Below are 13,171 nucleotides of genomic sequence, written 5' to 3'. Positions count from 1 at the left end.
GACGCCGCCAAACTGCGGATCACCGCCAACGGGCCGGATCTTCGCTTCCGGCCGCAAGACGGCCCGCCGTCACCATGCAGAAAAACCTTGCCAAGACCCGCGGCAATATTCTGTGTAAACTGTTAACCAGTTGGTTCCAGTCCCCGATGGATGCCTGTTGCCTGATCGCGTCCGCTTTCGGATGGCCACCGTTGATTGCCCCGCCGTGCGTGGCCCACCAATCGGCGAGGTCACCGTGGCAATTTGGCCGTGCTTCTCAGGGGACGACGATGGCCTTGGCGGGACCGACGCTGCTACCTGCCTGAATGTCTTTTCCGCGTCCTGAATAGAAGTGTTCCTGGTCATTGATGAGTGAACTTACCCCCCAACAGTTTGCGCAGCGAATTGCTGACCTTGGACTCGCAGACCGCCGTGTGATCGACCATGCACTCAACGAATTGGGCGTTGGTGACCACACGATGGAAGAAATGATCCGGGTCATGCAGGGCAACGGCGTCGTGACGACGCTGCAAACCGACAAAATCTTGAAGGGTGATCGCCAGGGTTATTTCTATGGCGACTATAAGATTCTGTACCTGATTGGTGCGGGTACGTTCGCGCGAGTCTACCGGGCGGAAAAAGACGGCCAGGTCTTCGCGGTCAAAGTGCTGCGAAAACGTTTCCGGGACGAGTTGAAGGAACTGGAACAATTTCTTCGCGAAGGTCGCATGGGGCTGAAGCTTCGCCATCCGCACATCGTGAATATCTTGGACGTCGTCCCCGATCAACGAAACCCATTCCTGGTGATGGAATTTGTTGAAGGGCAAACTCTTCGGGATCTGGTGAAGGTACGCGGCAAGCTGCCTGCGGATCTTAGTTTGCGTTTGATCTACGAGATCGCATCTGGACTGGCTTACGCGGCATCACTGGGGATCGCCCACCGTGACTTGAAATTGTCCAACGTGCTGATTTCATCCGACGGGAAGGCCAAGCTGGTCGACTTTGGTTTGGCTGCGTTGACCGACCGCAATAACCCCGAAAAAATGGCCGACTGCCCCAACGCGCGAGCGATCGATTATGCGGCTCTGGAACGGGGCACCGGAGTTCGCAAGGACGACCCACGCAGTGACGTCTATTTTGCCGGCAACATGCTGTACCACATGCTGGCAGGGGTCCCGGCGCTGACGGAAACCCGTGACCGACTGCAGCGGCTTAGCGTTTCGCGTTTTCAAGAAATCGTTCCGCTTCATGAACGCGTCCCTGATGTCCCAGGGGTCGCCAACCAATTGGTCCAACGGGCGTTGGAATTCAACCCTGAAAAGCGGATCCAGTCGGCTGCGGCCCTGCAAGCCGAAGCCAAGAAAGCGATCCAGATCCTGGAACAGGGGATCAGCCCCCGCCGCCGCGACGATGATGCGCCCGGCAGTGAATATCAAGAGGAAGACGAGGATCCGACCAACGAAGGCGAAGGTTACATCGTGATGCTGGTCGAATCGAAAGTGGCGCTCCAGAATGCCGTTCGCGAACGACTGAAATCACGCGGCTACCGAGTCCTGGTCATTTCAGACCCCAACCGAGCACTGGCCCGTTTCCACCCCGATGACGATCCGCCAGCCGACTGTCTGGTGTTCGGTGCGTCGGAACTTGGAAGTTTAGCTGTCGAAGCGTTCAATAAATTTGCAGACGACGAACACACCGCGTCGATACCCTCTATTCTGCTGGTCGATCGGCGGCAAACCAGCTTGATCGCCTCGGCACGTCGGGGCGGCAACCATAAACTGTTGCCGCTGCCGTTGAAGGTGAAAGAACTGCGTGTGGCCCTGATGCGGCTGCTAAAGGGGACCGAGAAGCGGCCACTGGGAACGTACTGAGCACCCAATTGCCAGAAATTTTCTCAGTTCGGGTTGAAGTCTCAAAGAATCTTGTCCGATAGTACTGTCATATCTGGTGCAGAACACAAAAGCATGCGAAACTACCGATCTTGACTGTTCGCCAGTCTTTCTCTAGTTTTCGCATTATCAAAACGGCGACGTGGCCAAGTGGCTAAGGCGAAGGATTGCAAATCCTTTATTCGTGGGTTCGAATCCCACCGTCGCCTCTTTTTCGGGGGGCAGTATTCGCAACGGCGATTGCTGCCAACGCCCCGCGATTTGATCGCGGGCAGCGTGATCCCGAAAATTTTCGGCAGCAGCGTCGAATGCGACGCAGACGCCCACATCAAGGCAGGGTCCCCATCGGGTCGCATCCAGCCGATCAGCGATCAGATCGCCCCAATGAGCGATCCAACGCCAACGATGATTGCCCCACGGTCCGAATGCCCGGGATCAGGCGACATTCGCGGTTCCTGCACACCTGCAATATTCAATAGCCGGGGCTATCGCCCGACGACCCAAATTGTCCGATGGGGCTTATCGTGCGGCTTTCGCCATCGACACGAACTCTTGCAACTCCGCCAGCGTGCTGGAAATATTTTCCCATTGCGAATCGACGATCGCTTGTTCGCCTTTGGCTGCGATCTCGGACAATTTGTCGAGGCCCACCGTTCCGCCGGATCCTTTGATCTGATGCAAATGCTTGGCGATCGTGTCCATGTCGCCAGCGATGCTGGCCTCGATCAGACTGGGCAGAACAACATCCACTTGCTCTACCAATTCGCTGGCGAATGTTTCAAGCCAATCGTCATCCAGGAAGTCATCATCATCAGACAACGCTGGATAGGCCGGCAACAGATTCGACGACGACATGGACTCTTTCCCGTCATGACGAACTTGCAAAGCGATCGGCGACGCTGGCGCTGCCTGATCGACACCTGCAGCATGTTCGACCGAAATCATCTCGCAAGCGTCTTCACCGACCGAGTTTGCTGCAACAATTCTTAGCAGTGCGTTCAGATCGATCGGCTTGGTCAGGTATTCGGTGCATCCAGCAGTTCGGCAGCGGCCCTCGTCGCCCACCATTGCATTGGCGGTCAATGCAACGACCGGTTTTTGGAAACCTTTCTCGCGGAGTAATTCGACGGCGCTGTACCCGTCCAAAACAGGCATCTGCATGTCCATCAGGACGATGTCGGCCGAATCATGATCCGCCATCAACACATCGACCGCTTCTTGACCGTTGCATGCCGTGTTGACGATCGCACCGGAGTCGGCGAGCAACAACGACAACAGTTTCCGGTTAGATTCACCATCATCCACGACCAGCACACGAACGCCGCTGAGGTTGCACTTTAGGAACTGATTGTTTCGATGCCCACGGGCAGTCGAAAGAACCTCGTCGGGATCAATCAAACGAACATCATCGGGACAATCAATTTTCAGCGTCAGAATCATCTGGGTTCCGACATTCTGTTCGCTTTCGATGTCGATTGTTCCGCCCAACGCGTCAGCCAGCCGTTTGCTGATGGAAAGCCCCAAACCGGTGCCGCCATATTTCCGGGTGGTTGAAACGTCCGCTTGTTTGAACGGTTCGAACACCGACGCCATCTGTTCGGGGGTCATTCCGATCCCGGTGTCTTCCACCACGATCTGCAGTTGATCGGGTGCGGCCGCTGGTCCCAGCGTTCGGACCACCAGCGTAACGCCGCCTTGGTCGGTAAACTTCAACGCGTTGCTGACCAAGTTGGTCAAAATCTGTCGCAATCGAGTGGAGTCGCTGACGATCGCATCCGGCACACTGCTTTCGACGCGCAGGCCGAGTTCGATCTTCTTTTTCATCGCCTGCGATTGCATCGAGGTGACCACATCGCCAATGATCAAGATCGGGTTGCACATAACACTCTCGGTCACCAACTTGTCCGCTTCGATCTTCGAGATATCAAGAATATCGTTCAGCAAATCCAGCAGGTGAAAGGCATTGGAGTGAATGGTTTGCAGGTGTAACGTGCGTTCCGCATCGTCTGATACAACACCGCGGAGCATTAGGTCGGTGAATCCTAGAATCCCGGAAATGGGAGTTCGAATTTCGTGGCTCATCCGGGCCAGGAAATCGCTCTTCGCCGCATTCGCCTCTTCGGCAACACTTTTAGCCAACTGCAATTTTTCTTGAGTCGCGGTGAGTTGCTGCGCAGTCCGTTCCAGCTCTTTCGAATGTCGCACCACCGAATCGGTACGTTCCTTGACCTTGCGTTCTAGGTTTTGGTTCAGGTCGTGCAATTGGAAAAAGCTATCGGCCTTTTCCAGTGCCGCACCGGCCGCGGACGCTAGATAGTCGGCGATTCGAATTTCGTCATCACCGTAGATTCCAGAGAACCGACGATTGACGACATAAAGAAACGCTACCGTTTCATTATTCACATCAATTGGGCAACAAAGGAACGTTCCCTTGTCCGAATCCGAAGTACCTGGCAAGACGCAAATTTCTTGGTCGCGAACCACGGTTTGCTTCAACCGCCGCGATTCATCCAGGATGGACGGATCAAATCGTTGCACCGGGGGAACCGTCGAAATTTCGCCATCGGCATCTTCGAGAATCAAAAACACCTGCTCGCCACGTAGGATCTTGGCAGCGGCCGCTCGAACCTCGTTATAGATTTCTTGCGGCATCACGCTGGTGGCAATTCGACGACCTGACGCCAGCAGTGAATCGAATCGATCCAGCAACGAAAGCGATCCGCTTTCGTTGACGCTGTGTTTGGTATCGCTAAATTTCGAGAGTCGTTCTTTTGCCTGTTCGGTTTCATCTTCATCGATCGGCCAACCAAACTCTTTCGCATATTCCGCATACAGGACAAGTGTTTCAGCGTACTCGGCATTCGCGTTCTGCTGCTTGGCGATATCCAAGCTGCGTTGGAACATCAGACGTGATTTGCGTTGTTTACCTGAAATCGCAAGCACCGCAGCAAATTCACGCAGCGCATGTGGACGATCGTTCGTAAATTCTTTGGAAATCGAAACGGCCTTTTTTGCCGTTCGGTACAATCGCTTCACCGCTTGCCGTCGCGTCGCCACGTTGCGAACCACGGTGGTTTCCAGCTTGCGACGCAGGGCGCTGCACATCCACGCATGAGCAGGACTGACATAAGAGTTCTTGACCTTCGTCTTCTGTGCTACCAGGACCGCTTTTTCGAACGAAGCGGCAGCCTCGCTGAAACGGTCGTGATAGAAGTCATGGACACCCTTCGCGATCAAGACTTGGCAGGTCCGTTGTGCGTCGATCACATCTCTGGAAAGTTCAAGGTCGATCAGAACGACCGGCACGTTCCCAGACGCAGCACGCACCCAGACGTCAATGATATTCCCAGTCGCCTGGAAATCACCACGCTTGATTGCCGATTGGTAGTTGACCTGGGACAGTTCGACCGCTTCGTCAAACTTTCCCATTCGGTAAAGCGACGCAGCAAGCTGGTACCGCGCAATATGCACTTCCCAATAGTCGCCGGTTCGCTCCAAAACGTCGACCGCTTGGCGCGCCTGGTCAATGCAGGCTTCGTACCTCGAGAATGAATACAACAGGATGCTTAGGAAGTTGCGTGATTGCCCCTGTCCCCACACATCGCCCAACGACTTACGAATTTCCAGCGACCGGCTGGCGTATTGAATGCCGCGTTTTTCCCAACGCACTAGCGTCATCACCGGTGCGTGTTCCGAGTACGTCTGTGCTAGGAACCGCGTCGGATGATATTCTTCGGCCGCATTCATCCCCCGCAGGTGTGCCCACAGCGTGAAATACTTGTTGCGGGTGTACCAGTACGCGTGCGCTATCTGGCTGTACAGCGACAGCGACATTTGATCCTGTTCACTGGGATCGATCTGGCGTTTCCCACACAGGCTAGGGAACAGCGAGTTCCGCAATTGTCGGCCGCCTTCGATCGCCAGGTTCCAACCCAATTGAATCGGCGTGGAACAGACCGGTTGCTGCAGCTGCCGAAGCGACGCTTCAAAGCACTCCACAGCTTGGTCTTTGTTGCCACGCTTGAACCATAATTCGCCACGCCGTAGCAACACACGAGCCTGGTCTTTGCTGGAATCAACGCTTTTGTCAGCCCGATCGAGCCACTCTTCGGCAGTGTCGTATTCACCTTGCAACAACAACACCTCGCTCATCATCATTTCGATGAACAATTGATGTTCGCCCGTCGAATGATGCAGTGCACGCACGGCGATCTGCAGCTGTTCTTGCGCACTGACCAACGAAAAACTGTTTCGCGCGATTTTGGCGGCGTGGATCGCATTGGGTAGCGCCTGCTGATGCATATCCGCAGCGTCATAGTGATAGGCCAGCCGAAAGAACTCATGCGGTTCATTCGCTTCGAGGTATCGCCCAATTTGACCGTGTGCGGTTTTGATCGTGGCCGTTGAAAGTTCTTCTAAAATCGCCTCGCGAATTTTGTCGTGAACGAACGAAAGCACTCGGTCAGGACGGCTCCAGACCAATCGTTGCATGCGGGCCGGATGGATGGCGTTATGCGCATCGGCAACGCTGATGCCGACCAAATCGGCAGCAATGTCAAGGCTGAACTCGCGACCGATCACTGCGGCGACGGCGAGAATGTTTCTTGCATCGTCGGGCAAACGAGACAACCGATCGACCAGAATATCCCCCGCACCATCAGCGGTTTGGAAAGACGACAGTTGGTCGTGATCGACCTGCCATACCTTGTCGACGCTGCGCAGCGCATCTGATTCAACCAGACCTCGCAAGACGGCGGCAGCCATGAACGGGCTACCCTCGGCGAATCGCTGCACGACTTCGATCGCAACATCTGGAAGCTGGCCAGCCATGGATTCAGCCAGCTGCTTGACCGCATGGGGTGTTAGCGGTCCGAGCGAAAGTTTCTGCGAAACCTCGACCTCACTTTGCAGCTTGTTCGAAATCCCTTCGTCGGGGCGCGCAACCGCAAACAGAAAACAGTGTTCCGATGGTGCTTCGCATAAAGCGATTAGAATTCGAAACGATTGGTCATCCATCCATTGGCAATCGTCCAAAGTGATCATCAAACTGCGATCCGCAGTCCCCAGACCAGTGAACAGAGATCGAAAGGCTGATACCACTCGCCCTTGGCCTAGCACATCCGGACCCGATAGCGTGCTGATATTCCACCCGAAGGACTTTGCAAGTTGCGGCATCGCTGTCGCAACTTCCTGGCGATAGTCCTCCATCCGGTCCATGGTCCGGGCAAGCAACAACGGATCATTTGCCAAATGCTTGACCAGTTGATCAATCGCCTGCAACCAGACCGCTGCGGGTTGCTGGGCGGCGTGTTCGGTGGCGCGACCGCGCAGTACCAAGAACCGCTTTCGAGACGCAACACGTGCAACCTCGTTCAGCAATCTTGTCTTTCCCATCCCCGATTCGCTGGTCATCAAGATCTTTTGAGACTTCCCAACGACGACGTCTTCAAGGGTTTGCTCTAACACCTTGACTTGGGCATCCCGCCCCACAAACGCGGGGTCAATGATGACCGAACGTTGGTCAGCAGCGCCAACTACAAAATCGTCAAAACTGACGTCCCCCAGGAGCGCTTGCGAAATCGCGTCGACATCATGCAGGGCAGCGCGAGCACTTTGGTAGCGGTCGCGAGGCTCTTTGCAGATCAGCTTGTCGATCAATTGAATGACCGCATCCGGAGTGTCGTCGGGATACCGGCTAGCGTCCGGGTCCGCCGTCATGTGTTGATACAGAATCTCGCTGACGTCGCCATCGAATGCGGTTTCTCCGGTCAGAGCGGCGTACAGGACGTATCCAACCGAATACAGATCCGACGACTCGCAAATGTCGTGATCGATGATTCCCGAAAGTTCAGGGGACGTATACGACGCGCATTCGCGAGCAAGCAGATCGTCCTTGCCAAATAGTTCCGGACACCACAGCGGGACATAGCCGCATAAAACAGAACGGCCATCGGGTCGCACGATGATGTTCGAGGGACGGATGTCGCGATGGATACACCCTATCCGGTGGATATGATCCAAACCGTCCAATAGATCGCGGGCCAACCCCATCGCTTCGGCGGCGGACAGCGGGGCTTTATGAAACTTAGAAGACAGCGAGACCCCCTCGGTGTAGGGATACACTACCCGTAGGTTCTTTTCACCAACCTCATAATCGATGGGGCTGGCATAGGTTTCACATCGGATACTAGATGTCAGGCGTGCTTCCGTTTTAAAACGATAGTACCCCCTCTCTCGGAAAAACCCTTTAGGTACTTCGCGGAGGATAACCTGCCCCCCCTCGTCTAGGTCCTCGGCAAGGAAACAATAGACGATGGACGTGTTCGATAGTTCTTTGATGATGCGATATCGGTTCGCCCGTTGCCCCACACCATCAGGATTAATCGTTGACCTCACTATCGCCTCGATTTCTGTCGAACAAATACAAGTGTTGCAAAACGAAAATGACTTCGGGGCAGGAGTCACAAACGTTTTCGAGCAATTGCCGACGCTAAAACGCGTTCTCAATAGCTATGCCCGAGGAAAAATAGATCACCAAAAGGGGTTATTCCAAATCATTTGCTACGAATGCTTTGTTTTTCTCAATGATATTTTTCAAATTGATCCACGGATCCGTTGCCATAGCTACAATCGGCTCAAAGCGTCGGGCAGTGACGCATTTAACTTCTGAGGGCACCCAGATTTCATTTTGGAGAAGACAATGGTTACGTTAATTCGTAGTGGGCAAGAGATTGATTGGGATCAGGATTACAGCGAACGAGTGAACCCCCCGTTGATGACACGATTGCTGCATGAAGCAATTCCGGTATTAAAGGAAGTGGGATGGCGAGTTACTTCGGTGACCGAAGGGGGGTGCCAGTCGGAACTACCTCTTTGCCAAGCGGCAACCAATCAACATGGCACCCATCAAGCCGCGTTGATTTCGTTATCGGCCGACTACACGGGCGGATTGGCTTTAGCATCTCTACTACGCGGCGTCCCCCTTTCGGGGATACACCGATGTACAGATGACAATTCTGCATCGCTATGGTTGGCATCGATGGATGTCAAATATCGCAATCCTAGTACCGGACATCTGGTTGGTACCTGCGAGATCCCACCGGGTGTGGCAGACACCGTACGTCAGAGGTATTTTGCGGGGAAACGTGTGCTGGTCACACTTCCGGTAACCTTCACGTCGAATGGTGAATTGGTGGCAGAGGCCGAGATGCGATATTTCGCACAGCCTTCGATTCAGCTGAAACCTACTAAGACGAACCCCCGCATTTCGCCGTTGTTCAAACAGAAGTTGAAGGCTTCGGCGCGGATGATCGCAGGGCTGCGGGCGTCATCCGATGGCCCACAGATTCGTGTTGATCAAAGCCACGAACGGCAAGCCGCCGGTCCGCATGGCGAACTATTGGCCAAACGATTGCATGGCATTTTGCCGCAACTTCGCGAGATGGTATTGGCCCGAACCAGCCATGCCGACGAAACGTTGCGTCGCATCCCTGGGCTACGGCAGGTAATCATCTTGGGCGTTGGTTTGGACATGCGACCGTTTCGTCTATCCAACGAACTGGGGAACCCGACGTTCTTTGAAATCGATCTACCGGAGATGCTTGAAGAACGCAAACGAGTGGTCAACGAAGTCCCACGCAGTTCTTCGATCGTTCGGCATACGATTGAAGCGGACTTTAAAGTCGACGATCTATCCGAGCGTTTGCTAGGACATCCGGATTTCGATCCCAAATTGCCGACCGCGGTCATTTACGAGGGATGTTCGATGTACTTCACCGCCGAAGAAAATCGCGCCATCCTTCATCAGATTTCCAGCCTGCTGCATCATCGCGATAGTCGCGTGTGGTGTGACATGGTGACGGAAGCGGTTGTCGAGGGAACGGTACCATCGATGGAAATTGTGAACTTCATCCAAGGGATGGAAGAATTGGGCGAGCGGTTTATCTTCGGGAACAACCAGCCGGGTGAATTCCTTGGTAGTTGCGGTTACTCGGAAACCCAGTCGACATCGGTGGGGACCTACGTCGGCTCCAACGACCCCGTATTATCGACCTATCAGTTCGCCGTTTCGCAAGTCTTCCAGCGATGATCAACCATTGACTGGTGTTCGATACCGGTATCCATCCCGGGGACAGCGTTCCCCGGTTTCGAAGTGGTTGGCGAGCCAACGAAGTGCTGCGTTTCGATCCGCATGGGGCGGAACGCAGCCGGATGCCATCGCAGGTTATCTAAGCGGACCCTGTTAAGCTGGATGGGCATTTGCAATTTTGCCAATTCGCCGTGTCGGAAAAGACGACAATCACTGTGATGTCAGACCTTTCGGCTGATATCGCAGAGGTCGACCATTCGACGGGGCACGTTCGATGAAAAGATACCTTTTGCTAGGTATGGGGCTATTTCTTGCGCTGGGTATGTCGGGCAAGGCATATTCGCAGGGCGCAATCATTTCCGCAGCAGGACCGGTCCATCGTGGGATGGGGGGGGCGTCCACAGCGGCGCCGATCAGCGCACTCGGTGCGCTCTACTGGAATCCCGCCACGATCAGCGGCTTGGAACATTCCGAGCTTGAAGTCGGGGTGGATCTGTTGTTTACCGATCACAATGTTTCGTCATCAGTAGGCCCCTTCGGCGGCAGCACGGATGCGGACCCAGGAACCTTCCCGGTTCCCAACTTTGGTTGGGTGCATCATTTGGAAGATTCCCCCTTCACGCTAGGGCTTGGGGTCAATTCGGTCGCCGGTTTCAAAACCAGCCTGCCATCGGATTCGACGAACCCGGTCTTGATGCCACAACCATCTGGTCTGGGACGCATCAGTTCCGAGGCGACATTCCTGCAAATCGCACCGGTTTTGTCGGTGATATTGACGGACCGTCTATCGGTCGCCGCGGGCCCCGTCATCACGACGGCCCAGGTCGGACTTGAACCGTTTGTGTTCGATTCCGCCAATTCAAACAACACGTATTCAGCGGGTCGGGCGACCAAGTACCACTGGGGTGGTGGGTTTCAAGCCGGGATGTACTACATCCTGAACGATGCCTGGCACGTTGGTGCTTCGTACAAGAGCAAAGCGTGGATGGAAACGTTCGAATTCATGGGTGTCGACGAAAATGGCGTCGCTCGCACACTGACGACTGAAATCGACCTTCCAACAACCGTCTCGCTGGGTCTCGGATTCACGGGTTTTGACAAATGGTTGTTTGCCGCCGATGCCCGATTCATTGATTACGAGAACGCAGACGGCTTTGGCGACCGCGCTTCCTATGATGCGACAGGAAAACTGAACGGATTGGACTGGAGCAGCGTGTTTGCCCTCGCGTTGGGCGCCCAGCGTTCGATCAACGACCGCATCTACCTGCGGATGGGTTACACCTACAACCAGAATCCGATCCAAAACAACGAGTCGTTTTTCAATCTGGCGTCACCGCTGATTTATGAACACATGCTAAGCGCTGGCGGTTCCTTCAAACTGAACGACAAGGTTTCGTTGAACGCTGGCTACTCGCACTACTTCGAAAACGCGGTCACAGGCCCGATCATCCAGCCGGGCACCGGAGCACTTGCCGGATCGTCGGTCACGAACACCATGTCGGCCGACTTTCTTAGTTTCGGAATCCTGATGCGGCAGTAGTGCCACCGCTCATTCACTGCCGCCGGCATCGGCCACCGCGTCCTGCGATCCAGGCGTGGCGGGTTTGGTCGCGGAAGGCAGCAAACGACGGGGCGGCAGGTCCGCAGCGTTTGGATGCCCGCCGGATAGGGTGGTCGCAGGACAGGATGCCGCAAGGACCGCTGATCGGTCTGCGGCACCGGAAACAACCGGGGGTGACGATCGAAGAAACTTTTCCGATTAGGTCAAGGTTCCCGTCCGGGCGTGCCGATACAGTTGACGGGGGTGGAGATGATGTGCGCGGACTCTTAGCGCCGGCAAACCACCGTGAAACACAGACAATCGATTGAATCAACGATCTATCTGGTTGTGGTCGCACTTGCGGTGATCATTCTGGGCGGAGGTTGTTCGTTCTTTCCCGAGACTCGCCAACGTGACTCGATCCACAATCCGTTTCCACAATTGAAACGGGTTGCGGTCCTGCCGTTCTATAACCAAAGCAGCGAACCGACCGTCGATACCGATTTGGTCGCCGAGAAGTACTATGCTGCGCTGCAATCGGTCCCGGGATTTGAGGTCTTGCCTATCGGAGTGGCCAAGACCCAATGGCTGCGTTACGCCATGACCTATGGCGAACCGACCTCGGGCGAAGACTTTCAACGCTTGGCACAGATGATGGGGGTCGAGGCGTTGGTCGTCGGCTCAGTCACCGACTTTGACGCCTTCTATCCGCCACGAATGGCGATGACCGTCCACTGGTATGCGGCGAACGAAGGGTTTCACACGATCCCGGCTGGTTACGGATTGCCCTGGGGGACCGAAGCCGAGAAACAGATCCCGCGGCGGATCGCCCGTGAAGCGGAGTTCGAACTTGCACGCAGCCAGTTGGCCACGCAGACACCGCTTCCACCGATCCCCAACGCGCCATCCGACACCGATTCGCCCAATCTTGGCGGCCCGGCCGCGTCTGCAAACGCAGCCCCAAGCGATGTCGGCTCGGCCCCCGGCGATATCTCGCCTGGACAAGTCTCCCCCAGCCGTATTCCAACTAGCCGTATTCCAACTAGCCGTATTCCAACCGAAGCAATTCCATCCGGATTGGTCACCCAAACATCGGGTCAGTTGGTCGATTCGGGTGAGGTCATCGATGAGGGCGAGTACGTCATTGACGGGCAACCCATCGGCGGACACACCATCGACACCCACACCATCGACAGCGGAACGATCGTCGAGGGAGAAGTGTATCAGGGTGAGTTTTACGGCAGCGACGGCGGAGTCGTGGAATGGTCCGACATGGACGCTCCTTTGCCACCCGCATGGCCCAACCCAACGGACCTGATTCCCGATCCACCGTCACCCGTCCGACCGGTGGCAATCGCCAGTCATGACCCCGTGCTGACGCATACCAAGATCTATCGCGGCGACGATCCATACTTCACCAATCGACTAGCCGATTACGTCGAGACGGGGGATGACGCACGTTCGAGCGGTTGGCAGGGTTATCTGAAACGTAGCGATGATTTCATTCAGTTCTGTTGTCACCTCCACATTACCGAAATGCTTGAGTCTCGAGGGGGCAAGGACGAAAGCGACCTCATCCTCCGCTGGCCGCTGAGCCGATACTGAGGCCAGGTAAGCCAGGCAAGTTGCACTCGCGATGGCAAACCAGGTCGTTTCTTGCTTTTCGGACATGGA

Annotated in this window: 6 protein-coding genes and 1 tRNA gene; 6 read left to right on the top strand and 1 reads right to left on the bottom strand. The window is 55.3% G+C overall.

The window, feature by feature from the left end:
- Window positions 1-347 precede the first annotated feature (347 nt).
- Both K227x_RS08480 and K227x_RS08475 read left to right on the top strand, forming a co-directional pair.
- Complete coding sequence (locus K227x_RS08480) at window positions 348-1,850, top strand: serine/threonine-protein kinase (RefSeq protein ID WP_145169113.1); 1,503 nt, start codon at window positions 348-350, stop codon at window positions 1,848-1,850.
- A 154-nt stretch (window positions 1,851-2,004) separates the two neighbouring features.
- Window positions 2,005-2,077: transfer RNA gene (locus K227x_RS08475), tRNA-Cys, on the top strand.
- Between the two features lie 310 nt (window positions 2,078-2,387).
- On the opposite strand, the gene K227x_RS08470 is transcribed toward K227x_RS08475, so the two are convergent.
- Window positions 2,388-8,237 (bottom strand): ATP-binding protein, encoded by a 5,850-nt coding sequence (locus K227x_RS08470; protein ID WP_145177499.1) that lies wholly within the window; start codon window positions 8,235-8,237, stop codon window positions 2,388-2,390.
- On the opposite strand from K227x_RS08470, the gene K227x_RS30365 reads away from it, so the two are divergent.
- The 4 genes from K227x_RS30365 (at window position 8,182) to K227x_RS08455 (ending at window position 13,102) form a co-directional block, all read left to right on the top strand.
- Window positions 8,182-8,538 carry a hypothetical protein gene (locus K227x_RS30365; protein ID WP_218934109.1) on the top strand — a complete coding sequence of 119 codons (357 nt, stop codon included), beginning with the start codon at window positions 8,182-8,184 and terminating at the stop codon, window positions 8,536-8,538. The two genes, K227x_RS08470 and K227x_RS30365, sit on opposite strands and share 56 nt — an antisense overlap.
- Before the next feature lie 30 nt (window positions 8,539-8,568).
- Window positions 8,569-9,957 carry an SAM-dependent methyltransferase gene (locus tag K227x_RS08465; protein WP_145169112.1) on the top strand — a complete coding sequence of 463 codons (1,389 nt, stop codon included), beginning with the start codon at window positions 8,569-8,571 and terminating at the stop codon, window positions 9,955-9,957.
- A gap of 274 nt (window positions 9,958-10,231) precedes the next feature.
- The gene (locus tag K227x_RS08460) at window positions 10,232-11,497 is read left to right on the top strand and encodes an OmpP1/FadL family transporter (protein ID WP_145169111.1); all 1,266 of its coding nucleotides are present in this window, start codon (window positions 10,232-10,234) and stop codon (window positions 11,495-11,497) included.
- A 306-nt stretch (window positions 11,498-11,803) separates the two neighbouring features.
- Complete coding sequence (locus tag K227x_RS08455; RefSeq protein WP_246146675.1) at window positions 11,804-13,102, top strand: hypothetical protein; 1,299 nt, start codon at window positions 11,804-11,806, stop codon at window positions 13,100-13,102.
- The last annotated feature ends 69 nt before the right edge of the window (window positions 13,103-13,171 follow it).

The organism is Rubripirellula lacrimiformis, from assembly GCF_007741535.1.
In the GTDB taxonomy this organism is placed as follows: Bacteria; Planctomycetota; Planctomycetia; order Pirellulales; family Pirellulaceae; genus Rubripirellula; species Rubripirellula lacrimiformis.
Note: the sequence above shows the minus strand (reverse complement) of the source record. Positions and strands in the feature narration are given on the sequence as shown.

Coding starts and splice junctions, on each gene's coding strand:
- K227x_RS08480 (WP_145169113.1), top strand. CDS start 348: ATGAGTGAACTTACCCCCCAACAGTTTGCGCAGCGAATTGCTGACCTT.
- K227x_RS30365 (WP_218934109.1), top strand. CDS start 8,182: ATGGACGTGTTCGATAGTTCTTTGATGATGCGATATCGGTTCGCCCGT.
- K227x_RS08465 (WP_145169112.1), top strand. CDS start 8,569: ATGGTTACGTTAATTCGTAGTGGGCAAGAGATTGATTGGGATCAGGAT.
- K227x_RS08460 (WP_145169111.1), top strand. CDS start 10,232: ATGAAAAGATACCTTTTGCTAGGTATGGGGCTATTTCTTGCGCTGGGT.